The sequence below is a fragment of the Aquibium sp. ELW1220 genome (assembly GCF_030398385.1).
Lineage (GTDB): Bacteria > Pseudomonadota > Alphaproteobacteria > Rhizobiales > Rhizobiaceae > Aquibium.
This window is the reverse complement of record NZ_JAOAOQ010000027.1, coordinates 44813-68204: the sequence shown is the minus strand read 5'-3', so window position 1 is coordinate 68204 and position 23392 is coordinate 44813. Positions and strand designations below refer to the sequence as shown.

Annotated in this window: 22 protein-coding genes; 10 read left to right on the top strand and 12 right to left on the bottom strand. The window is 65.7% G+C overall.

Features of this window, described 5'->3' with window-relative positions; all coding sequences use genetic code 11:
* Window positions 1–47 precede the first annotated feature (47 nt).
* Window positions 48–965 (bottom strand): phosphatase PAP2 family protein, encoded by a 918-nt coding sequence (locus tag N1F91_RS21250; protein ID WP_289995239.1) that lies wholly within the window; start codon window positions 963–965, stop codon window positions 48–50.
* Window positions 966–1250: 285 nt separating this feature from the next.
* Between N1F91_RS21250 and N1F91_RS21245 the strand changes: the two genes are divergently transcribed.
* From N1F91_RS21245 to N1F91_RS21235, 3 genes are all read left to right on the top strand, one after another.
* On the top strand, window positions 1251–1640 hold the full coding sequence (locus N1F91_RS21245) for a DUF6152 family protein (protein ID WP_289995238.1): 390 nt from the start codon (window positions 1251–1253) through the stop codon (window positions 1638–1640).
* A gap of 30 nt (window positions 1641–1670) precedes the next feature.
* On the top strand, window positions 1671–2159 hold the full coding sequence (locus N1F91_RS21240; RefSeq protein ID WP_289995237.1) for a hypothetical protein: 489 nt from the start codon (window positions 1671–1673) through the stop codon (window positions 2157–2159).
* A 66-nt stretch (window positions 2160–2225) separates the two neighbouring features.
* On the top strand, window positions 2226–2927 hold the full coding sequence (locus tag N1F91_RS21235) for a DUF805 domain-containing protein (RefSeq protein WP_289995236.1): 702 nt from the start codon (window positions 2226–2228) through the stop codon (window positions 2925–2927).
* Window positions 2928–3017: 90 nt separating this feature from the next.
* Here the strand turns inward: N1F91_RS21235 and leuB are convergent, their stop codons facing one another.
* The 4 genes from leuB to N1F91_RS21215 form a co-directional block, all read right to left on the bottom strand.
* Window positions 3018–4130 (bottom strand): 3-isopropylmalate dehydrogenase, encoded by a 1113-nt coding sequence (leuB, locus tag N1F91_RS21230; protein WP_289995235.1) that lies wholly within the window; start codon window positions 4128–4130, stop codon window positions 3018–3020.
* A 113-nt stretch (window positions 4131–4243) separates the two neighbouring features.
* Entirely contained in the window at window positions 4244–4477 is a 234-nt protein-coding gene (locus N1F91_RS21225; RefSeq protein WP_289995233.1) for a DUF2798 domain-containing protein, read from the bottom strand.
* Window positions 4478–4488: 11 nt separating this feature from the next.
* Window positions 4489–5094 (bottom strand): 3-isopropylmalate dehydratase small subunit, encoded by a 606-nt coding sequence (gene leuD, locus N1F91_RS21220; protein WP_289995231.1) that lies wholly within the window; start codon window positions 5092–5094, stop codon window positions 4489–4491.
* Between the two features lie 108 nt (window positions 5095–5202).
* The gene (locus N1F91_RS21215; protein WP_289995229.1) at window positions 5203–5706 is read right to left on the bottom strand and encodes a glyoxalase superfamily protein; all 504 of its coding nucleotides are present in this window, start codon (window positions 5704–5706) and stop codon (window positions 5203–5205) included.
* Window positions 5707–6050: 344 nt separating this feature from the next.
* Between N1F91_RS21215 and N1F91_RS21210 the strand changes: the two genes are divergently transcribed.
* Window positions 6051–7577 carry a peroxidase family protein gene (locus N1F91_RS21210; RefSeq protein WP_289995227.1) on the top strand — a complete coding sequence of 509 codons (1527 nt, stop codon included), beginning with the start codon at window positions 6051–6053 and terminating at the stop codon, window positions 7575–7577.
* Between the two features lie 73 nt (window positions 7578–7650).
* Here the strand turns inward: N1F91_RS21210 and N1F91_RS21205 are convergent, their stop codons facing one another.
* Complete coding sequence (locus tag N1F91_RS21205) at window positions 7651–8820, bottom strand: FAD-binding oxidoreductase (RefSeq protein ID WP_289995226.1); 1170 nt, start codon at window positions 8818–8820, stop codon at window positions 7651–7653.
* A gap of 95 nt (window positions 8821–8915) precedes the next feature.
* Between N1F91_RS21205 and N1F91_RS21200 the strand changes: the two genes are divergently transcribed.
* A complete protein-coding gene (locus tag N1F91_RS21200) occupies window positions 8916–9779 on the top strand; it encodes a CoA ester lyase (protein WP_289995224.1) in 864 nt (287 codons plus the stop codon).
* Window positions 9780–9786: 7 nt separating this feature from the next.
* On the opposite strand, the gene N1F91_RS21195 is transcribed toward N1F91_RS21200, so the two are convergent.
* The 6 genes from N1F91_RS21195 to N1F91_RS21170 form a co-directional block, all read right to left on the bottom strand.
* Complete coding sequence (locus N1F91_RS21195; RefSeq protein WP_289995219.1) at window positions 9787–10263, bottom strand: type III secretion system chaperone; 477 nt, start codon at window positions 10261–10263, stop codon at window positions 9787–9789.
* An 83-nt stretch (window positions 10264–10346) separates the two neighbouring features.
* Complete coding sequence (locus N1F91_RS21190; RefSeq protein ID WP_289995218.1) at window positions 10347–10850, bottom strand: CesT family type III secretion system chaperone; 504 nt, start codon at window positions 10848–10850, stop codon at window positions 10347–10349.
* Window positions 10851–10880: 30 nt separating this feature from the next.
* Window positions 10881–12464, bottom strand: a complete 1584-nt coding sequence (locus tag N1F91_RS21185) for a hypothetical protein (protein ID WP_289995217.1) — start codon at window positions 12462–12464, stop codon at window positions 10881–10883.
* 263 nt (window positions 12465–12727) lie between these two features.
* Window positions 12728–14020 carry a hypothetical protein gene (locus N1F91_RS21180; RefSeq protein WP_289995216.1) on the bottom strand — a complete coding sequence of 431 codons (1293 nt, stop codon included), beginning with the start codon at window positions 14018–14020 and terminating at the stop codon, window positions 12728–12730.
* Window positions 14021–14228: 208 nt separating this feature from the next.
* On the bottom strand, window positions 14229–15689 hold the full coding sequence (locus tag N1F91_RS21175; RefSeq protein ID WP_289995214.1) for a hypothetical protein: 1461 nt from the start codon (window positions 15687–15689) through the stop codon (window positions 14229–14231).
* A 130-nt stretch (window positions 15690–15819) separates the two neighbouring features.
* Window positions 15820–16290, bottom strand: a complete 471-nt coding sequence (locus tag N1F91_RS21170) for a type III secretion system chaperone (protein WP_289995213.1) — start codon at window positions 16288–16290, stop codon at window positions 15820–15822.
* Window positions 16291–16565: 275 nt separating this feature from the next.
* Between N1F91_RS21170 and glmM the strand changes: the two genes are divergently transcribed.
* From glmM to serA, 5 genes are all read left to right on the top strand, one after another.
* The gene (glmM, locus tag N1F91_RS21165; protein ID WP_289995212.1) at window positions 16566–17918 is read left to right on the top strand and encodes a phosphoglucosamine mutase; all 1353 of its coding nucleotides are present in this window, start codon (window positions 16566–16568) and stop codon (window positions 17916–17918) included.
* A 226-nt stretch (window positions 17919–18144) separates the two neighbouring features.
* Window positions 18145–18972: an outer membrane protein gene (locus tag N1F91_RS21160; protein ID WP_289995211.1), complete on the top strand. Its 828-nt coding sequence runs from the start codon at window positions 18145–18147 to the stop codon at window positions 18970–18972.
* 217 nt (window positions 18973–19189) lie between these two features.
* Window positions 19190–20137 (top strand): outer membrane beta-barrel protein, encoded by a 948-nt coding sequence (locus N1F91_RS21155; RefSeq protein ID WP_289995210.1) that lies wholly within the window; start codon window positions 19190–19192, stop codon window positions 20135–20137.
* A gap of 200 nt (window positions 20138–20337) precedes the next feature.
* Complete coding sequence (locus N1F91_RS21150; RefSeq protein ID WP_289995208.1) at window positions 20338–21510, top strand: phosphoserine transaminase; 1173 nt, start codon at window positions 20338–20340, stop codon at window positions 21508–21510.
* A gap of 192 nt (window positions 21511–21702) precedes the next feature.
* Window positions 21703–23301, top strand: a complete 1599-nt coding sequence (gene serA / locus N1F91_RS21145; protein ID WP_289995206.1) for a phosphoglycerate dehydrogenase — start codon at window positions 21703–21705, stop codon at window positions 23299–23301.
* Window positions 23302–23392 lie beyond the last annotated feature (91 nt).

Genomic DNA, 23392 nt, shown 5'->3' with positions numbered 1-23392 from the left:
CTCCGCAGAACGTGCCGCTCATAGCCACAACCGTGCCGCAAAGTCAATCAGACCGCATTCATGCGCTTGCCGGCAATCCGGTGCGCCTGCACTTCCGTCCGGTGGAGAAGACGCCGGAAGGAGCGGTGGGCCGCGAGCGGAAGGAGGTGGAACGAGCGCCGCCGCTGCGGCATCCGCCGCTGCGGCAGGAGGAACACCAGCCCCGCCTTGCCGAAGCGGATCGCCACCCAATAGGAAAACCACCCGCCGATCAGCAGGCCTGCCACCACGTCGCTGGGATGGTGCGCGCCGACCACCGCGCGCGAGAAGCCGAACCACAGGGCGGCGACGATCGCGGCCACCCGCAGGCGGGGAAACAGGATCGCGACGCAGAAGCACAGGGCGCCCACTGTCGTCGCGTGACCAGACGGAAAGCTCAGATAGGTCGCGTCGAGCGTGAAGGGATCGAAATGAAACGCGCCGAACTCGCCGGAGAGCTTCGGCCGCGCGCGGCCGAACAGCTGCTTCAGCACCGTCGTCAGCAGGCCTGAGCCGGCGATCGAGACGAAGGCATACCAGGCGGCCGCCGTGCCGTTGAAGAGGTGCAGCCGCGACCGGCGGCTGAAGGACGACCAGTCGACCGTGGCGGTCCAGACCAGGAAGAGCGCGAGCGGAATCAGGTAGGGCCCCGAGAGACCGACGTCGGTGATCAACCGGCCGAAGCCGTAGGCGGGACTTCTCCACTCCCGCGGCAGCGCGGCGAAGACCGGATCGAAATAGGCGGCCGCCAGGGCGATGAGCGCGATCGACACCATCGCGAAGCGCCGCCAGGGCTCGTGACGGGTCCGCAGGGCGGTCCGCGCCGCGAGGCGACGGCGGGCGAAGCGGAAGGCCGACGGCGTGTTGAAGGCCAGCAGATCGAGCCGCTGCGCGGCGGCCTCCTTCAGCCGCTCCGCCTGCGTCGACGCCGTCTCCCGTGAAATCATCTCCGAAGGCTCCCTGCCGCTCCTTGGCGCATGTCTTCCGAACGTGGGCACCGGCTTTGGGACGAAGGCATGCGAGAAAAAGAGCGTGTCCAAAGCGCGCGCAGCGAATCAGGAAGATCGCGAGGCGCTTCACGCGCGATCGCACCCGGTCTAGTCATGCGCCGATCAGGATGCAAACCGGTCACGGCTCGCGACCGGCGGCCCTGCACATCAACCCGGCGTGATTTGACCCCGCGGCCGTACGCCCCATGTCTGGTGCGAGACAGGTACCTGGAGAGAATGGCAATGATCGGGATTTCATCACGACGCTTTCGCGCTTTCGCGGCCGGTTTCACGCTCGCCCTGCTCGCGCCCGCCGCCGCGCTGGCGCACCATGGCTGGTCGTGGACGCAGGACGGCTTCTTCCAGCTCGAGGGCATTATCGCCGACATCTATGTCGGCAATCCGCACGCCACGATCGACGTCGACGTCGAGGGGACGATCTGGCGCGTCGAACTGGCGCCGCCCTCGCGCACCATTGCCGCCGGCTTCACCGAGGAGGTTGCGAGCGTGGGCGACGAGGTGACGGCCATCGGCAACCGCTCGCAGGACGAGGGCGAGAACCGCATGAAGGCGGTGCGCGTCATCGTCGGCGGCCAGACCTACGACGTCTACCCCTACCGCGCGCCGTCCTGACGGCGGCGCCGCGGCAAGAGCGCGCGCGACTTGGACACAGAGCCGCTCCTCGACATGCTGCAGGCGATCGAGACCCTGCGGCCGGCGGCGGCGCTGCGCGCTTCCTTCGTCGCCTACCCGCTGGTCAATGCGCTGCACATCCTGTCGCTCGGCATTCTGGTGACGGTCGTCGCCCTGATGGATCTGCGGGTGCTTGGCCGGTTTTCCCGCTTCGGCGCCCGTCCCTTCGTAGCCGCGCTCCGACCGCTGGCAGTCGGCGCCTTCGCCGGCACGGTCGCGACGGGATTAGCGCTGTTTTCGATCCGTGCGAGCGAATACGCCTTCAACCCTGCCTTCCAGCTCAAGCTTGCGCTGATCGTTCTGGCCGGGCTCAACCTGGCACTCTTCCTGCGCGCCGGGCACGGCCACGGCGAGGCCCGGCGCGATGGTTTTTCCGGCGCCGAGCGCTTCTCCGCGGCCGCTTCGCTCATCCTGTGGCCGGGTGTTCTCGTCGCCGGCCGCTTCATCGGCTTCGTCTGAGCGCGATTGACAGGACTCGTCCCGCACCCGATCCTGCATTGACCATCAGGGAATGACGAGGGGCCGGTGAAGGGGGACGTTCTCTATTTCGACGCCGAGCGCGGCATCGGCTTCGCCAGTGGCGACGACGGCAACCGCTATCATTTCGACCGGGCGGACCTGCCTCCCGGCTTCGCGCCGCAGAAGGGCACACGCATCGCCTTTGCGCCGACGGGCAACCGCGCTGGCGCCATCAAACCCGAGGGTGGGTTCGCGGCCGCAGCGCCCGTTGCCGCGCGCGAGACGCGCCCCGGCGGTGCCGTGCCCCCCGTCGCCGCCGGGACGGCCGCGACGTCGACCTCGCCCCGTCCGGAGGCCTCGCCCGATGCCCTGTCGCTCTTCGGCTATTTCAGGGCCTGCGTCACAGGCGACTACGCCCGCTTCCGCGGCCGCGCGCGCCGGAAGGAGTACTGGGGCTTTGTCCTGTTCTTCATGGTCACCATGGTCCTGCTCGTCGCAGTCGGCGGAATCCTGGACGGCGTCACCGGCAATCTCGACGACGAGGAGCCGATCTTCCTCATCAGCCTGACCGGTCTCTTCACACTGGCCATGATCGTACCGTCCATCGCCGTCACCGTACGGCGCATCCATGACCTCGGGCTGTCCGGCTGGTTCGCCCTGCTCGGGCTGATCCCGACCGTCGGCAGCCTGATCATCCTCGTCTTCACGCTGTTCCCCTCGCAGAAACACGCCAACAGATGGGGCGAGGTGCCGCCCGGCGTGCTCTGAGGCTCCGGCGGCCGTGTCGGTCGCCGGAACGCGAAAGGCCGGCGCTTCGCCGCGCCGGCCCTCGATTGGTTGCCGAGCGTTCCGCTGTCCTCAGGCCGACAGCGCCATGAACTTCGCCACGATCGCATCGCCCATCTGCACGGTGCCGACCCTGGTCATGCCGTCGGACATGATGTCGGACGTGCGCAGGCCGTCGTCGAGCACGGCGGCGATCGCCGCTTCCAGGCGGTCGGCTTCGGCCACCATGTTGAACGAGTAGCGCAGGCACATCGCGAAGGAGGCGATCATGGCGATCGGATTGGCGATGCCCTGGCCCGCGATGTCGGGTGCGGAGCCGTGCACGGGCTCGTAGAGCGCCTTGCGCTTGCCCGTCATGGCATCCGGCGCGCCGAGCGAGGCGGACGGCAGCATGCCGAGCGAGCCGGTCAGCATCGCCGCCACGTCCGACAGCATGTCGCCGAACAGATTGTCGGTCACGATCACGTCGAACTGCTTGGGCCAGCGCACGAGCTGCATGCCGCCGGCGTCGGCCAGCATGTGCGACAGTTCGACGTCGGGATACTTCGCTTTGTGGGTGGCCGTCACCACCTCGTTCCACAGCACGCCGGATTTCATGACGTTGCGCTTTTCCATCGAGCAGACCTTGTTCCTGCGCGTGCGCGCCAGTTCGAAGGCGACGCCCGCGATGCGCTCGATCTCGAAGGTGTCGTAGACCTGCGTGTCGATCGCACGTTTCTGGCCATTGCCGAGGTCGGTGATGGTCTTCGGCTCGCCGAAATAGACGCCGCCGGTCAGCTCGCGGATGATCAGGATGTCGAGACCCTCGACGACCTCGGGCTTCAGCGACGAAGACTGCGCCAGCGCCGGATAGCAGATCGCCGGGCGCAGATTGGCGAACAGTTCCATGTCCTTGCGCAGGCGCAGCAGGCCGGCCTCGGGGCGCACCTCGTAGGGAACGCCGTCCCACTTCGGCCCGCCGACGGCACCGAACAGCGTCGCGTCTGCCGCCATCGCCTTGGCCATGTCCGCGTCAGAGATCGCCTGGCCGTGCGCGTCGTAGGCGCAGCCGCCGACGAGGCCTTCCTCTGTTTCGAAGCCGGCGCCCATCGTCTCGTTCATGGCCGCGATCAGCTTCTTCACCTCCGCCATCGCCTCGGGGCCGATGCCGTCGCCGGCCAGAAGGAGGAGTTTGCGCTTCGCCATGGGTGAAGGTCTCCGTTGAGCTTTGAAATCGCGGCTTTGCTAGCCCCGCGTCCGCGCGCGCGCAAGCGCAAACGGCTGCGCCAGCCGCGCCGCGGTGGCGCGCCGCAGCCCGCTCACGCGACGACGATGCGCTTCAGGATGCGCCGCACCAGCGGCGCCACCACCAGCACGGCGGGGAAGGCGACGGCCCAGGAGGGGGCCCAGGCCGACATCCAGCGCAGGAAGAACGCGCCGTGGATGCCCGAGGCGATGGCCGTCGACAGGCCGGAGACGACGCAGGACATCATCCCCGACAGAAGAAAACCGAAGGCGATGGGTTCGAGCCGCCGCGGGACGAAGGGCTTCATCGGCGGTCGGCTCAGGCCCAGGGACGATTTTCGGCGAGCGTCTTCTCGTAGGTGGCGATCGCCGGCGCCTTCTCCATGGTCAGGCCGATGTCGTCGAGGCCGTTGAGCATGCAGTGGCGGCGGAACGAGTCGAGGTCGAATTTGATCACGCCGCCGTCGGGGCCACGGATTTCCATGGCCTCGAGGTCGATCGTCAGCGTGGCGTTGGCGCCGCGCGAGGCGTCGTCCATCAGCTTGTCTAGGTCTTCGTGGCTGACCGTGATCGGCAGGATGCCGTTCTTGAAGCAGTTGTTGTAGAAGATGTCGGCGAAGGACGTCGAGATCACGCAGCGGATGCCGAAGTCGAGCAGCGCCCAGGGCGCGTGCTCGCGCGAGGAGCCGCAGCCGAAATTGTCGCCCGCGACCAGGATCTGCGCATTGCGGTAGGCCGGCTTGTTCAGCACGAAAGCGGGGTTCTCGGTGCCGTCCTCGTTGTAGCGCATCTCCGAGAACAGGCCGGTGCCGAGCCCCGTGCGCTTGATCGTCTTCAGGTAGTCCTTCGGGATGATCATGTCCGTGTCGACGTTGATGATCGGCAGCGGCGCGGCGACGCCCGTGAGCTTGGTGAACTTGTCCATCGTTTTCGGCCCGTGGTCTGGTGCGGCTTTCTGGCTGGGATCGCTTTATACGCCTTGTCCGAACAAATCAAAGGGGCGCTACACTCTCGTGCAGCGCCCCATGCGGTATCAGCCGGCCGCTGCCGCTTTCAGTGCCATCACGCCGGTCTCCGTCCCCGTCAGCCGGCGCGAGCGTCCGTCGGCGCCGATCACCATCGTGATGCGGCGGCGCAGCGACGAGAACAGCGGCGAGGTCACCACGTCGACCGGCGGGTCGAAGGCGATGGTGGCGCGCCACAGGTCGGGCTTGATCGTCTGCTCGATGCCGAACACGTGGCCCCGCGCCGGCTTGCCGTTGAAGGTTCCCTCGACGCGTTCGCCGACGGTGAAGGGCGCGCCGCCCTCCCTCCCGGCCGGCGTGAGACCGCCTGCGGGAGCGCTCGAAGCCGCGGCGGCGGCAGTCAGCGTGTTCCAGTCGCGCAGGCCCTGCAGCCTTGCGACGAGTTCGAGCGCCCGGCCATGGCTGACCGACACGCCGTCGGATGCCAGGGCCTCGCGCAGGCGGCGGGCCTGCACCTTGTAAGTGTCTGTGCCGCGGCCAGGCGGGGTGACCACGGATTTAGGGGTCGTCATCGTCGTTCTCCTATCGCGCGATCGGCTTGCAGCCGGTTCTGACCGTCTTGAACACGGGACCCGCATTGCCGTCTCGGCCGTCGCTGGACAGGGAAACGATGATGTTCGGAAGCTTCACCACGGCTCTCGCCTGCGGGCGGCGGGGGCTTCCGGCCCCTGAGGCGGCGGAGATAGGCGTGGGGTAGGGCGTCGTCAATGGCATCCCGATGCGCAGGCGATTGCGCGTCCAGCGAGAAGGAGTTGCTTGCGAATGCTACCTGAAGTAATGTATCTTGTCAGATACAACCATAACAAGAAACTTGGTGGCTTCAACAACACGGGGCAGGACGTAACGGAGAGGTCCGATGAATCCCCACGGCATGACGCTTACACGCCTCGAAAGGCTGATGTTCGACCAGGTCCACACGCAGACATTGGCGGTCGGGCCGATGGCTGCGCTGCTTGCGCGTCCGAAGGCCAGGGTCACCGACCCGCTCTTCGGGCGCCTTCTGCCGAAGAACCCGGTCGACAGGCCCTCACGGCCGGAAGCGCTGAAGCGTCTGGCCAAGCTCGCAGAGTCCCTGTGTGGAACTGCTGGAAACGTCGCAGGTCCCGCCGCTGCGGGGCTCACCTTCTTCGGACAGTTCGTCGACCACGACGTCACGCTCGACGTCGTCAGCGAACTGGGCCGGGCGACGGCGCCGGAGACGGTCGCTAATGTCCGCACCCCCGCCCTCGATCTGGACTGCGTCTATGGCGCCGGCCCCGACGGCACGCCGCTGCTCTATTGGGAAGCCGAGGGCAAGGACGGATTCCTCTACATGGGCAACGCGTTCAATCCGAACGATCTCCCGCGCAACCATCAGGGACGCGCCATCATCGGCGATCCGCGCAACGACGAAAATGCGATCATCGCGGCGCTGCAGGGACTGTTCATCAGGTTCGCCAACATCGTCCTTCACAAGGTCCGGAGCAATCCCGGCAAGTATACCGGTCCCTTCGCCGAACTCACCGCCAGCCCGTTCAACGTCGCGCGGCAGATCGTGCGCTGGCACTATCAGTGGCTGATCATGCGCGAGTTCCTGCCGGCCTTCGTCGATGCCGGAGTTCTCGCGACGGTCGAGAAAACGCTGCGCGCCGGGGATCTGCCGGCTCCCTTCGGGAAAGACACCGCGATCATCCCGATCGAGTTCGCCGTGGCGGCGTACCGCTTCGGTCATGCGACGGTGCAGAGCGAGTATGTGCTCGCGAATGGCCAGACGATCCTGCTGTTCGCCAACGACGGCCAGCCGGGGCTTCCCCATTTCGGATGGAAGGAAGCGGCCCTGGACTTCGATCTCGCGACCATGTTCGATCGTCCGGGCGGGAAGGCGCCGCAACGTGCGCGGCCCGTCGGCCTCGACCTCACCCCCGAAATCTTCGATCTGCCCTTCGTCATGGCAAAGCCGATCGAGGCGGGCGATCTCACCTTTACCGCGGAACAGCTGAAGATGCTGCCGGCGCGCAACATCTTCCGGGACCGGTTCACGTTCGAACTGCCGTCCGGGCAACAGGTCGCAAGCGCGATGGGGCTGAAGCCGCTGGCGCGGACAAAGGTGATGGAGAAGCTGGACATCGAGAAGACGCCGCTCTGGTACTACCTGCTCCAGGAAGGTGCGGAACAGTCGAACGGCAAGCTTGGCGCGGTCGGCGGGACTCTCGTGGCCACCGTCCTCATGCGTATCCTGCGCGAGGATGCGATGTCGGTCTGGCACCATCCGGACTGGATGCCGACGTTCGGTGGCGGAAAGGACTTCTCATTCGCGCGCCTGATCGACTTCGTGACGGCCGAGTGGGCAGGGTTCCCCTACAAGGACGAAGTCATGACGCCGAACACCAGGCCCCGGACGTAGGCTGCCGGCGTTTCCGTCGGGATTTCTCGCCCCGCTCGATCGTCCGGCGGCCGGGCGCCGCTCTCCGGATGCCTCAGATCACGTTCAACTCGCGATAGGCCCGCCCGGCCGCCACGCGTGCGTAGCCGAACACCGAGCAGTCGATCGTCCGCCAGCCGCCGTGGACGATCCATTCGGCCAGTGCCTTGCCGACGGCGGGCGCCTGCTGCAGGCCGTGGCCGGAGAAGCCGTTGGCGAAGAGGAAGTTCGTCACCTGCGGGTGCGGGCCGATCACGGCGTTCTGGTCGAGCGTGTTGTAGTCGTAGTGGCCGGCCCAGGCGCGGGTGGCCTTGATCGCCTCGAAGGCCGGGATCCGGGTGGCCAGAACCGGCCAGATCGTCTCCTCGAACAGCGGCCAGTCCGGCTCGAAGTCGGCCGGGTCGGCCGCCGCGTCGGTCGCGTAGGGCTCTGCACCGCCGGTGATGTAGACCGAGCCTTCCGGGCGCACGTAGACGCCGGACGGATCGACCAGCAGCGGCATGTCGTCGAAGCGGTCGCGCGCCTCGAACACGAAGACCGAACGCTTGCGCGGCTCCACCGGCAGCGCCAGGCCGGCCATCGCCGCCACTTTGCCGGCGTTCGGTCCGGCCGCGTTGACGACGATGCCTGCGGCCAGCGTCTCGCCCTTGTCCAGCGTGACCGCCGTCACCTTGTCGCCATCGCGCGCTATGGCGGTCACGGAGGCCTCGATCAGGTCCACCGACCGCGTCTTCAGCGCCTTGCGGAACAGCGACAGCAGCGCATGGGCGTCGAACCAGCCTTCGCCGCTGCGCCCGAAGGCGCCAGCGGCGATGCCCTCGGTCGACAGCCAGGAGAAGCGCTTCTCCAGCGCCGCTGCGTCCTCCAGCAGGATGTCGGCGCCCTCCGCCGCCTGCACGCGGTGGTTGGCCTCGAGCACGGACCGGCCTTCCTCGGAAGCGAGGATCAGGTAGCCCTTCTCGCGGAAGCCGATGTCGGCGTCGGTCCCGAACTCCTCCTTCAGCCGCCGGAACAGGTCGAGCGTATAGCGTGACAGGCGGATGTTTTCGGGGATCGAGAACTGCTGGCGGATCGAGGCGCAGGACAGGGTCGTCGCCGCGTGCTCGAAGCGCGGGTCGCGCTCGATCAGCGCGATGGTGCCGCCGAAGCCCTCCTCGCGCAGCTGCCAGGCCAGCGAGGCGCCGACGATGGCGCCGCCGATGATGACGATGTCGTAGCCGGCCATGGCGGTCTCCTGGCTCCTGCCGATGCGGATGGCGCTCGCTCTGCCGGAACCTCCGCGCTCTTGCAAGGGGCCTCTCGCCTTGCCATGACTCGTCTATGAGCAAGTCGTTCCGCCCGCGCCGTTCCGTCCTCTACGTCCCCGCTTCGAACCAGAAGGCGCTCGCCAAGGCGCCTCTGCTCGCCTGCGACGTCGTGGTCATCGATCTCGAGGATGCAGTCGCGCCGTCCGCCAAGGACGACGCCCGTGCGCGCCTCCCGGCTGTCTTCGCCGGGCGGACAGCAGGCGGACCCGACCTCGTCGTCCGCGTCAACGCTCTGTCGAGCCCTTGGGGCGCCGACGATCTCGCCGCCGCCGCCGCCTGCGTGCCCGACGGCATCCTCCTGCCCAAGGTCGACGGGCCAAAGGACGTGCTGGCGGCCGACGATACCCTGGATTCGCTCTACGCCGATCCTGCGATCCGGCTCTGGGCGATGATCGAGACGCCGAAGGGCATGCTCAATCTCGGCCCCATCGCCGAACTCGGCCGCGACCGCGCCGCCCGGCTCGCCTGTCTCGTCGCCGGCACCAACGATCTCGCCAAGGAGACGGGCGTGCGCATGACGCCCGATCGCCGCTGGCTGATCCCGTGGCTGCAGCAGATCGTGCTTTCGGCGCGGGCCGGCGGCCTCGACGCGCTCGACGGCGTCTGCAACGATTTCCGCGACCTCGACGCCTTCGCCCGCGAGTGCGACGACGGCCGGGCCATGGGCTTCGACGGCAAGACGCTGATCCATCCCGCCCAGATCGAGCCCGCCAACCGCGCCTTCTCGCCCTCGCCCGACGAGATCGCCGAGGCCCGCGCCATCGTCGCCGCCTTCGCGCTGCCGGACAACGCCGGCAAGGGCGTCATCCAGATCGGCGGCCGCATGGTCGAACTCCTGCACCTCGCGCAGGCGCAGCGGCTTCTTTCACTGGTGTAGGTGTGGTTCAGACGCGCATCAGGACCATGTCGCCGCCCATCCGGTGCAACTCTTCGCCGGAGTATTCGGCGGGCGGCGTGGCAGCCGCGGCCCGTTCCAGCAACTGGTCGCAGCCGACGGCGAGCCAGTAGCCGGCGCATTCCACGAAGCCCTCGAAGCGTCCCGGTGCGCCGTCTGCCGTGACCGTGGCGGTGTGCCAGCGCTCGCGCAGCGAGACGCGGTGCTCCTCCAGCGCCAGGTACCCGCAGCCGGTCGCCGCGCCGAGAGAATTGGCCTGGAGGATTTCGGTCATCATCGCCTCGCTCGGATAATCGAGGTCCGGCAGGGCGACGGCGAGCTCCAGGGTCTCCCCGTCGAGGCGCCTCGCTTCCACGACCCGTTCGCCGAGCCGCGTCAGTATTGTCTTGCCGTCTTCGCCCAGTCCCAGCCCCGGCTGGTCGAGCAGCGAACCGATCGCCCCAACGAGCGTGTCGAGCTGCGACATGTGTCTGCGTCCTTCTGCTGCGGCGGGTCTTTCCGGGTCCGCCCATCCGTCGCGGCCTGCATGCCGCGGTCTTGTGGATCGGATCAGATGCGGATCATGACGGGCTCGGCGGCTTCTATATCTGCATCCTCGTCGAGCGGGGGATCCTCGCTCAAGGCGGGGGGACGGGCGTCCGCCTCGCGGCGCAGGCGGGCCCGTTCGAGCAGGGCCGCGGCATCGCCCCCGCGCCAGCGTCGGGAAAGTGCGAGGAGCGCATCGAACCGGGGCTTCACGGAATGCTGAACCGTTTCGGAAGCGAGCCAGCGTTCGCGGTAGAGGGCCTCGGTGCCGTCGAGCCCCAGAGAGCCGGTTTCTCCGGCGGCGGCGGCGGCGTTGGCTTCGAGCATCTCAAGCATGACGGCGCGGTCCGGCCGGTCGAGCTGCGGGATCCGGAAGCTCAGTTCCAGCGCCCGGTCGTCGGCCTGCGTCACGTGGATCGTCAGCTCGCGGCCGATCGGGATCGAGGTCTGTCCATCCCGGCCGAGCGACAGCGAAGCGGCGCCGGCCGCCTGCGCCAGGATCGAGAAGAGGTGATGTGCGTTGCTCATGGGTTCTGCGCCTGTCCTTGCTCTGCTCGCCTACTTGTTCTTGAGATCGCCCGTCTCCGGAGGAGGGGACGAATGACTGGCGATCACGTTCAAGTGCTTCCCGTCTTCGATGTATTTTTCATGCCTGTCGATCAGATTGGTTCGAGCTTTCAGCCCTTCCTCGTTCATGCCGGCGGTCGTGAAAATCACCGAAACCTCACGACCGAGCGGGATCAGGACGTCCTTCTGAAGGTTCGCGAGGTCCATCGTATTGAGTCTGGCATCGGCGATGCCGCCGTTCACCGCGCCGGTGAGTGCCCCCGAGATCAATGTTGCCAAAGTATTCGCGACCTTCTCGTTTATGATCGCTTCCTTGAGGATCTGTTCCTTCGTTAATTCTTCCTTCTTGTCTTCCTTTTTTGATTCGGGGCCGGTGTGTAGTCCAATATTGTTGGTGATGCTTGGCGTCGCGTTCTTGAGCAAGGATGAAACGAAGAGGCTGGATATTTTGGATCCGACGTCGACACCTCCTTCGACCACTTTAGACTGGATTTCGTTCAGCGCGATTCTGAAGGTTTCCGGGAAGCCGTTGGCTTTCAAGTCCGCGACGAAATCCTTCACCAACGAGGCAACCGCCTTCTTTCCTTCTTCAGAAAGTTGGGGGTAGACAGAGGTGAGATTGAAGCTTTCTATCGATTTTTTATCGACGGCCACCCGGATGATCGACCGGAGATCCGTCTCGAGTGTCTTGTACGCCTCTTTCTCCTTCGTCTTGTCCCAAATGGCCAACGAGGAGTCCATGAGTTCGCTCGCATTCACACCGAAGGCGAGGAATTTCTGCGTAATGCCATCATTTCCCCCCGCCTGTCGCAGGAACGACATCTCGCCCGCGGTCCTTGCATGTTCCAGTGCCGTGTTCTTGAACAGCCTGACGGCGTTCTCCGGCTTCGTCGCATCACCAAACTTGTCAGCGATGATCTTGAGAAAGTTTGCCTTGTCGGTGCGGCCTTCGTCGGCCATTTCCCTCGCGATGTATTTCAGCACGTTCGGCTTGATCTCGCCGAGCTGGGAAGCGGTGCATTCGAGAACCAATCTGTCGGCGATCTTGACGAAGGCCTGTTCGCGGGTAAACGTCTTTCCCTCATTCTCGCCCGTAGTCTCTTTCTCGATGAGCTTGTCCACCTCCAGGAGGAGCGAGCCCATGGCGGTGCTGACCCGCTCGCCGAACCCGGCCGGCGTTTTCGAGTCCTTGATCAGCCACGCAATTTGATCCTTCTTATCGAATTTGTTCAGGTCTTTGACACCCGCGACCTCAGCGTCCCGCCGGTCCAGCGATTCCATGTAGGCCTTCTTCTCGAGGGAGAGATTGTAGTCGGCCATCTTCTCCTTGAACTCGGCCTTCTGCTCCTTGCGCAGCGCGATGCGCTCGCCGATGAACTCGATTTTCTCCATGAAGCTCTTGCCCTTCAGGCCGCTCATCGTCTCCTTGAAGAACTCGAGGCCCGACTTCATGAAGGAGGCCTTGTTGGGCGGCGTCGTCATGTCGCCCTTGTCCATCTTGCCGCCGTCCGTTTTCAGGTCGGTGTCGATGATGACGCTGGTTCTGCTGCTGCCGGTGACGACGGGATCGCCCATGGAAGTGCTCCTCTCGATGCGTGACCGGCACTCTGACCGGTTCGCGGGGCGTCGCAGGTGACGGGCGATACCCGCCTGGTGTGACGTCCGACATGTCCCGCGCTCCGGACTGGATCTCTGGGATCATCCGTGGGCCCGCGAATGGCGACGGTATCGCCGACGCAGCGGGGCGGGACTCGGACATGGAATGGCCGGAGTCCGCCTCGACGCCCGAAGGACTCCTTTCGAGGCCACGTCCGGCAGGATCTGTCGTCGCGCGGAGCTCACCGCCGCGCATATTCCGGCATGCCGAAATGCACCAGCACCTCTTCCATGCGCTGGCCGAAGGTCTGGCGGAAGGCATTCGTCTCCTTGGCGAAGGGTGTGTCCGAGCCGCCTTGGGCATTCAGCGCGTCGGTCACCATCCGCATCGCCAGCTGGAAGGTCTGGCTGCCCGCCTGGGCGCTCGCCACGCTCTTCAGGAAGATGGCGTTCAGAAAGAACTGCCGCGTCATCGGACCTTTCTCGTTCGGGCGGAGTTCGGCGATATCGTTCGAGACCAGGCGCAGCGTGTCCTTCATCTGTTCGGTGAGCGTGAAGGATTCCAGCTTCTGCAGGATGCTCTCGGCGAAGCGACCGATGTCCTTGGCCTGCGTTTCGGACAAGTCGAGATGCGTCGGCGGCTTGATGTCGATGGAGCGGAAGGTTTCGGTCTGGCGCATCGGCTTCATGTCGTTGCCGATCCTGTTGCCGAGTTCGTTCGTGAAGCCGTGCGAGACCAGCGACTTGAGCGCCTTCTCGCCATCATTTTGGTTGTTGCGCCAGAACATCTTCGGCTCGCCCCGGAAGTCGCTGATGTAGGTTCTGGCCGTGTCGTGATACTTCTCCACCGCCTTGTCATGCGTGACCACCTGGCTGAAGGCCCCGACGATCTCCTCCAGCATCTCCGCCTTTTCGTGGCGGAACTCGCTGCGTAGCTGCGCGGCGATGTCGCGCAGTTGGGGCAGGTGCAGGATCTTGAAATCCTCGTCGCCGATATTGGATGCCAGCGAGGCGGCGATGCGCCTCATCTCCGTCTTGAGGTCCGTGTCGTTCTCCTTGGCCTTCGCCTCCGCCTCGCCCACCCACTTGCCGAGCGAGACGGTGAGCTGCGCGAGAAGCCTTTCGTTGCCACTGCCGCGATCCTTCAGCATCTCGAGGGCCTTGGCCGAGTCCTTCGAACTCGGCGGTTCGAACTTGATGGTCTTTCCGCCTGCCAGAGCTGCGTCCCGACGATCGCTCCTTTGCGCCGTCTTCTGCTCCGCGACCTCGCCCTTCTGGATCGAGCGGAGTTCGATGCGGTCCTTCAGGAAGTCGAGCTTCTTGCCGAAGGGCGTTTCCAAGAACCCCTTGAAGCTGTCCGCGAAGAAGGAGAAGCTGTTCTTGAAGGCACCGCGCGTGCCGGTCTCGATGTTCTGGTTCGGCGCCTTGGCGAGCTTCTCGCCATCGTGCTTCTTCGCGTATCTGACATCGGCCTGCTCGACATTCCGCGTGAAGGTCTTTGTAACGCTGTAGTTGCCGCCAACTCCGCCCACCATCGATTTTCTCCCATCCGGTGCCGTCGGGTGCATTCTGTCGCGGAATGCGGGCGTGCCGCGTGCCGGGCGTCACCTCCCGCGTGCAGAGCCCGAGCGCGGGTGACGACCGACACAGGTGTCGGTGCCACCGCCACGAGCAGGCCCGAACGCAGAACGCCACGCCGGGGTGGCGTGGCGTTCGAACGTCGCCCCGCAGCGGGCGGGCGCCTCAGAGCTTGAACTTGTCGAGGATCTGGCGGTTGCGCTGCTGGATCTTCTCCAGGTCGACGGGCTTCCGCTCCGGTTCGATCTTCCGCTCTTCGATCGGGTTCTCGGCGAGGTAGAGATCGACCTCCTTGAGCTGTCCCGCGATCGAGTCGATCTGCTTCTCCTTCCTGGAAACGCCCTCCAGCACCACGGCCTCGGTCCGCCCGCTGGCGGGCATGCCGAAACGCTGCAGCATGTCGTCCACCTTCCCGCCGATCCGCTCCTTCAGCGCCAGCATTTCCTTGCCGTAAGGGGAGGTCGTGTCGGCGCGGGACCCGACGACGGCGTCGTACAGCAGAGCGACCGTCAGTTTTCCCAGATCACCGCTCCGGACGGAAAACTCGGGGGCCAGCGCCTTCAGGAGAATGCCGTTGACGAAAAATTTCTGCGTCACGCTGTTCTTGTCGTCGGTGCGGAGTGTCTGGATGTCCTTGGCGATCTTCTCCATCGGGGACTTCATGCCGTCCGTGACCTTGATCTCCTCGAGCACGCCGAAAAGCTGCTCTGCGAGCTTGCCCAGGGTCGCCGCCTGTTCCTTGGTCAAACTCTTCGTACCCCCCAGATCCTTCATGGATTCGAGCGTGGCAGCCTTGTCGAGATGTGGCGTCATCTTGCCGTAGGCTTCGTGCTTGAGCGGGTTCTTGAAGCTCTGCGCCACCAGCGACGACAGCGCGTTCGATCCCTCGGTGGAGTTGCGCCAGAACGAATGGACTTCTCCCTCATACTCGGAAACGTAGCTGCGCGCCTTACCGCCGAACAGGGCTTCGGCCTTCTCGGGCGTGAACTCCTTCTCCAGATTTCCGATGATCGCCTTCAGCAGGTCTGCCTTGGCGACCCGTCCCTCGGAGCGGAACTGGCCTTCGAGCTTCTTCAGCCCCGCCACGTCGACATGCGCCCAGTCCTGTTCGGTCAGGTTGGCGGTCACGTGGCCGGCCGCGCGTTCCAGCTCGACCCCGTACGACTTCCCGCTGGCCTTGACGTTGCCGTCGATCTCCTTCAGCCAGTCGCCGAGGGAAATGCTCAGCTGGGCGATCTCCCTGTCGCTGTTGCTTCTCAGCATCGAACTCGCCGATCCGCTCTGCAGGGCGTGGTGCTCGATCCTCATGCCGCTCATCGTGGCGACGTCCTTGCGGTCCAGCGGCGCGATCTGCCCCGCCTCGTTCTTCTGGATCGCCCGCAGTTCGATGCGGTCCTTCAGGAACTCGATCTTCTTCCCCAGCGGCGCTTCGAAGAATCCCTTCAGGCTCTCCGTGAAATAGGAGAGGCTGCTCTTGAACGCGCCGAAACTGCCCTCCTGGACGTTCTGGTTCGGTGCCTTCGGGAGGGCGAACCCGGTCTTCTGGGCGTTCTTGAAGTCCGCCTCCTCGACGTTGCGCGTGTATGTCTGCGTGACGCTGTAGTTGCCGCTCACTCCGCTGACCATCGATCTTCTCCGTTGGCTGCCCGTTCCCGCATCCTGCGTCCGGCTCGCGCCATGCTGCGTGCCGGACGTCACGCACCATTCTGTCTGCTCCGCGTTCGGGTGTCGCCCGACACAGGCAGACCGGCGCGCGTCAGGCGCGCATGACCAGCATGTCCTCGTCTGCGGGGGGCGGAACGTGGTCTCGGCCGTTGTGGCGGCTGGCCTGCGCCCTCTCCATCAGCAGGTCCGCGCCGTCGCCGAGCCAGTAGGCCGCAACCGCCGCCATCTCGTCGAAACGGCGCTCCGTCTCCTTCTCGTCCATCCCGCGCACCACCCAGCGCTCGCAGAAATAGGCGGCGAGGTCGCCGTCCACGGCGAGCCGGCCCGCGCCGGTGCCGGCGCCGAGGCAGTTCGCCTCCAGCATCACCCGCATCATCGCCGGATCGGCGAAGTCGACGTCGGGCAGCGGCACGCTCCATTCCACGGTGTGGTCGTCCAGGCGCGCGGCATGGATGACGGCGCCGCGTCCGAGTTCGATCGTCAGCCGCCCGTCGGCATCGAAGGCGGTGTCGTTCAGCCCGAGCTTGGTTGCGAGCGTGCGGATGGTCTGTCCTGCGTCCATGGGATCGATCCTCTTCTGTTCATGCCTCTGAAGACCGCCGGGAAAGGGCCCCGACGGAGATGGCGGGAGACTAGACGCTGAACGGTGGATCGGGTTGTATCGCAGGGCACAAGGCGTCGCGGGGTGCGGCGGCGGCAGGAGCCGGCCTGCGCTCCGCCGCCTGCGGTTCAACCGTTCGGTTACACAACCTCACATATTGTGATTACGGGAAGAATGTCCGCTATGGCACACCCGCGGTGCCGGGGAATCCAGACGCGGTGAGGAAACCGACGCGCATGTCCAAGCAATATTTCGGAACGGACGGAATCCGGGGACGGGCCAATTCCTTTCCCATGACCGCCGAAGTGGCAATGAAGGTGGGCATGGCTGCCGGCCTGTCCTTCCAGCGCGGCAGTCACCGCCACAGGGTGGTCATCGGCAAGGACACGCGGCTGTCGGGCTACATGATCGAAAACGCCATGGTGGCAGGCTTTTGTGCGGCGGGCATGGACGTCTTCCTGCTCGGCCCGATCCCGACGCCCGCCGTCGCCATGCTGTCGCGGTCGCTGCGCGCCGATATCGGCGTCATGATCTCGGCCTCGCACAACCCCTATTACGACAACGGCATCAAGCTGTTCGGGCCGGACGGCTACAAGCTTTCCGACGAGATCGAGACGCGTATCGAAGGGATGCTGGACAAGGATCTGTCGCGCCAGCTCGCCAGTTCCGAGGGACTCGGCCGAGCCAAGCGCATCGACGGCGTGCACGACCGCTATATCGAGTTCGCCAAGCGCACGCTGCCGCGTTCCATGTCGCTCGCGGGCCTGCGCGTCGTCATCGACTGCGCGAATGGTGCCGCCTACAAGGTGGCGCCGGCCGCGCTGTGGGAACTCGGCGCCGAAGTCTTCGCCATCCACGACGAGCCGAACGGCTTCAACATCAACGACAATTGCGGCTCCACCGCGCCGCAGAGCCTCTGCGACAAGGTCCGCGAGGTCAGGGCCGACATCGGCATCGCGCTCGACGGCGACGCCGACCGCATGATCATCGTCGACCAGAACGGCGAGATCGTCGACGGCGACCAGGTCATGGCCGTCATCGCCGAGTCGTGGCACCAGGCCGGCCGCCTTGCGGGCGGCGGCGTGGTCGCCACCGTCATGTCCAATCTCGGCCTCGAGCGCCATCTCGGCACACTCGGCCTCACCCTGCAGCGCACCAAGGTCGGCGACCGTTACGTGGTCGAGCACATGCGCGCACACGGTTTCAACGTCGGCGGCGAACAGTCAGGTCACATCGTCCTGTCCGATTTCGCCACCACCGGCGACGGACTGGTCGCCGCCTTGCAGGTGCTGGCCTGCATCAAGCGGTCCAACCGTCCGGCGAGCGAGGTCTGCCGCAAGTTCGAGCCGGTGCCGCAGGTGCTGAAGAACGTCCGCTTCACCGGCGGCCGCCCGCTGGAGAGCGAGCCGGTGCGGGCGATGATCGAGGAAGCCCGCCAGCGTCTGGGCGCCGCCGGCCGCCTCGTGATCCGTCCGTCGGGCACCGAGCCGCTGATCCGGGTCATGGCCGAGGGCGACGATCCCTCGCTGGTCGAGACCGTCGTCGACGACATCGTCGGCGCTATCGGCAGCATCAAGACCGCCGCCTGAGCTGTCGCGATCAAATTGCTGCATCGGACCGCGCTCGGCGCGGTTCCTTCTTTTCGACAACCGCGTCCGCCGTCGGCCTGGGAGAACAGGACCCGGCATGGGCCGGACCTTCAATCACGGTAAACGAACACGGTTAAATCCTATTTAACCTTTGGGTTTCATTATCCTTGGCGAGTTCAACCACATCCCGGCCGCGACGAATCCGGGACTTGCAAGGATAACCCTCATGCTGAAGCCCGTCAGGCTGATCATCGCAGCGCTCGCGCTCGGCGGCGTTTCACAAGCCCTCGCCGCGGACATCTACGAGCCGCCGGTCGTCGAATACCAGCCGCCGGCGCCGATCTACCAGGAGGTCGGTGGATGGTACATTCGCGGCGACATCGACTATCACTGGTCGAAGTTCGACCGCGCCGAATACATCACCTACGGCGCGGGCGGCGTGGTCGATCCCGGCTACAATACGCTCTACGGCGAACTGGACGCGGCATGGTCGCTCGGCGCAGGCGTCGGCTACCAGATCAACCGCTATCTGCGTACGGACCTCACCGGCGACTACTGGTCGAAGTCGCATTTCCGCGGCTACAGCCAGGGCTGCACCTCCGCCTGCGGCACGTCCTATGACGAATCCAGCTACTCGGCCTTCCTGCTGCTTGCCAACGCCTATGCCGACCTCGGTACCTATTATGGCGTGACGCCCTACATCGGTGCTGGCCTTGGCGGCGCCTACCTGAAGTGGGACGACCTGCGCAACACCGATGGCGGCGTGACCGTGCACGAGGGCGGCTCCGGCTGGCGGTTTGCCTACGCGCTGATGGCGGGCGCCTCCTACTGCCTGACCGAGAACCTCAACCTCGACGTCGGCTACCGCTACACCCACATCGAAGGCGGCCCGATGTTCGGCCTCGCCGTCGTGACCGGCCCTGGCACGGACAAGGGCATCAATGCCCACGAGGTTCGCGGCGGCCTGCGCTGGAGCTTCGGCGGCAACGAGAACTGCGCCCCCGAGCAGATCGCTTTCCAGCCCGAGCCCGTCTACCAGCCGGTCTACAAATAATCGCTTCTTCCCAGCGTATTCCGTAGGGCCGTCCGGCGTCGAGCCGGGCGGCCCTTCGCTTTGGGCGCGGCGCGGCCGGCCTTGCGAAGTCCTTGAAAACTCTGCCGCCGGTGCGCGGTTATGCTTAACCCGCATTTAACCACTATGGTTAATAGTGCCTCATGAACCGGCGCGAAGCGCATCCTCCGCCCGGTCGCGTGATTCCGGAGTGAGGCCCATGAAACTCTTGACCCGTCTCCTGCTGTCGAGCGCTGTCCTGGTGGCATGGCCGCTGTCGCAGTCCATCGCGGCCGACTACGACGCCCCCCTCTACATCGAGGAGGCGCCGGAATACGTGCCGGTCGAGATCGGCTCCGGCTGGTATCTGCGCGGCGACGTCAGCTACAATTTCGCCAGGGACTACACCAACTACGAAATCGCGGAGCCCGTTCCGCCCACGGGATTTGAGTTGGAGGGGCTCGGCGAGACCCATACGGTGGTCGGCGGCACGGTCGGCTTCGGCTATCATTTCAACGACATCTTCCGCACCGACATGAACTTCGGAATGCTGTCGTCGAGCAAGGCGAACGTCTTCGGAAGCCGCGATGACGGCTGCGCCGTGACGCAGACCGTGACGACGGTGACCTACGACATCAATGGAGACCCGATCGATCCGCCGGATGTCGACGTCAGCAACGTGGACGTCGACTGTTACTCCAAGACGACGGCGGAGAGCACGGCCTGGACCGGCATGGCCAACGTCTATGCCGACCTCGGCACAGTGGCGGGCTTCACGCCCTATGTCGGCGCTGGTCTCGGGCTCGTCTATACGCCGGTCAAGCTGAACCTGAACGATCGCACATGCAGCGCATTCGAAGAGATCGAGAGCGTCGCCGGCGTTTCGCAGACTACCACCACTCAACTCTGCGAAGGCCAGACGAGCGTGAACGACGAGGACGTCGATTATCCCGGCACCTCGATCGACCGCAACAAGGTCAGCCTGCTCTATTCCCTCGGGGCCGGCGTCAGCTACCAGATGTCCCAGAACGCCTCTCTCGACGTGGGCTATCACTGGATCACGGCGCCCGGCGCCGAATACGTGACGATCCGCAACGACGACGTCGTCATCGCCAAGGGCATGAACATCCACCAGGTCAAGGTCGGCCTGCGCTACGATCTCTGGTAATCCCCGGTCTACCCATGACACTCCCGAAGAGACGGCGGCCAGTCCGCCGTCTTTTCGTTTGCCGGCTCCCGAACCCGGGCCAACCATCCTTTCAGCGACGAAAACTTTGCCCTTGACGCCACGGGGGCGAAGGGACTATCGCCGTCCGTGGGCCACCCCTCCCCAACGAGCGGGCTTACTATCTGGAAGGATAGACCACGATGACGATCTCCAAGCCCGGACTGCGTCCGGCATCCCCCAATTTTTCATCCGGTCCCTGCGCGAAACGTCCCGGCTGGTCGCCCGAGGCGCTCGCCAATGCACCGCTCGGCCGCTCCCACCGCGCCAAGGTCGGCAAGGCCCGCCTCGAGCGCGCCATCGACCTCACGCGTGAAATGCTGAACGTTCCCGCCGACTACCGCATCGGCATCGTTCCGGCCTCCGACACCGGTGCTGTCGAGATGGCGATGTGGTCGCTGCTCGGCGAGCGCGGCGTCGACATGGTCGCCTGGGAGAGCTTCGGCGCGGGCTGGGTCACCGACGTCGTCAAGCAGCTGAAGCTCAAGGACGCCCGCACCATCGAGGCGGCCTACGGCGAGCTGCCCGACCTCGCGAGCATCGATTTCGATCGCGACGTTGTCTTCACCTGGAACGGCACCACGTCCGGCGTGCGCGTGCCGAACGGCGACTTCATCCCCGCCGACCGGAAGGGCCTGACGATCTGCGACGCCACCTCGGCGGCCTTCGCGCAGCGGCTCGATTTTTCGAAGCTCGACGTCGTCACTTTCTCCTGGCAGAAGGTGCTGGGCGGCGAGGGCGCGCACGGCATGCTGATCCTCAGCCCCCGCGCCGTCGAGCGGCTGGAAACCTACAAGCCGGCCTGGCCGCTGCCCAAGATCTTCCGCCTCACCTCGGGCGGCAAGCTGATCGAGGGCATCTTCAAGGGCGAGACCATCAATACGCCCTCGATGCTCTGCGTGGAGGACTACATCGACGCGCTCGAATGGGCGAAGTCGGTGGGCGGGCTCGACGGGCTCGTCGCCCGCGCCGACGCCAATTTCGCCGTGCTCGACCGCTTCGTCTCGGCCTCGTCCTGGCTCGGCCACCTCGCCGTCGACCCGGCGACGCGGTCCAACACCTCGGTCTGCCTGACGATCGTCGATCCCGACATCGCAGCTCTCGACGGCGACGCGCAGGCGGTCTTCGCCAAGAACCTCGCAGCCCTGCTCGAGAAGGAGGGTGCCGCCTACGACATCGGCGCCTATCGCGACGCGCCTCCTGGCCTGCGCATCTGGGCCGGCGCGACCGTCGAGACCGCCGACCTCGAGGCGCTGCTGCCCTGGCTCGACTGGGCCTTCGCCACGCAGAAGGCCGCGCTCAAGGCTGCGGCCTGAGCCCCTTGCCCTCCCCCTTGCGGGGAGGATCGCCCGAATGGCCGTGTGGGGGTGGCGGCGACGCGCTGGACCGGGCAGGTCCAGGTCGCCCTCCCGCATCCGCCAGCCAAGCATGACCACCCCACCCGTCGGCTCCGCCGACACCCTCCCCGCAAGGGGGAGGGGGAAGCAAACTTCCGAAGGACAACACCCATGCCCCGCGTTCTCGTTTCCGACGCCCTTTCCACCACCGCCGTGCAGATCTTCAAGGATCGCGGCGTGGAGGTCGACTACCTGCCGGAGATCGGCAAGGACAAGGACAAGCTCGCCGAGATCATCGGCCAGTATGACGGTCTGGCCATCCGCTCGGCCACCAAGGTCACCGAGAAGCTGATCGCGGCGGCCGAGAACCTCAAGGTGATCGGCCGGGCCGGCATCGGCGTCGACAACGTCGACATCCCGGCCGCGTCGCGCAAGGGCATCATCGTGATGAACACGCCCTTCGGCAACTCCATCACCACCGCCGAGCACGCGGTGGCGCTGATGTTCGCCGTCGCCCGCCAGATACCGGAGGCCAACGCCTCTACCCACGCCGGCAAGTGGGAGAAGAACAAGTTCATGGGCGTCGAGATCACCGGCAAGACGCTGGGCGTGATCGGCTGCGGCAACATCGGCTCGATCGTGGCCACCCGCGGCATCGGTCTGAAGATGCACGTCGTCGGCTTCGATCCGTTCCTGTCGGAGAGCCGCGCCTCCGAACTCGGCATCGAGAAGGTGGAACTCGACGAGCTCTTCGCCCGCGCCGACTTCATCACGCTGCACACGCCGCTGACCGACAAGACGCGCAACATCATCAACAAGGCCGCCATCGCGAAGATGAAGGACGGCGTGCGCATCATCAACTGCGCCCGCGGCGGGCTGATCGTCGAGGCCGACCTCGTCGAGGCGCTGAAGTCGGGCAAGGTCGCCGGCGCAGGCATCGACGTCTTCGAGGTCGAGCCGGCCACGCAGAACGCGCTGTTCGACATGCCCAACGTCGTCTGCACGCCGCATCTCGGCGCCTCCACGTCGGAAGCGCAGGAGAACGTGGCGCTGCAGGTGGCCGAGCAGATGGCGGACTACCTGATCAAGGGCGCCGTATCGAACGCCATCAACATGCCCTCGATCACCGCCGAGGAAGCGCCGCGGCTCAAGCCCTTCGTCAAGCTGGCCGAGGTGCTCGGCGCCTTCGTCGGCCAGGTCACGGACGATCCGATCAAGGAGGTCGAGATCCTGTTCGACGGTGCCACCGCGACGATGAACACCAGGGCGCTGACGAGTGCTGCACTCGCCGGCCTGATCCGGCCGCAGGTCTCCGACGTCAACATGGTGTCGGCGCCGATCATGGTGAAGGAGCGCGGCATCATCCTGTCGGAGGTCCGCCGCGACAAGTCGGGCGTGTTCGACGGCTACATCAAGCTCACGGTGAAGACCGAGCACATGACGCGCTCGATCGCCGGCACCTGCTTCTCGGACGGCAAGCCGCGCTTCATCCAGATCAAGGGCATCAATCTCGACGCCGAGGTTGGCCAGCACATGCTCTACACCACCAATGCCGACGCGCCGGGCATCATCGGCCTGCTCGGCTCGATCTGCGGCGGCAACGGCGTCAACATCGCCAACTTCCAGCTCGGTCGCGACCGGCCGGGCGGCGATGCCATCGCGCTGCTCTATCTCGACGAGCCGTTCCCGCAGGACGTGCTGGCCGAGCTGCGCGCCAATCCCAAGATCGATTCGGCCAAGCCGCTGCGTTTCGACGTCAACGCGTTCTGATCGACGCCGTCATGCCATTCGCGGACCGTTGGTCCGCGAATGGTTAGTCAATCCTTAAAACTTCTGCGGCATGACTGTCCTCACGTACGCT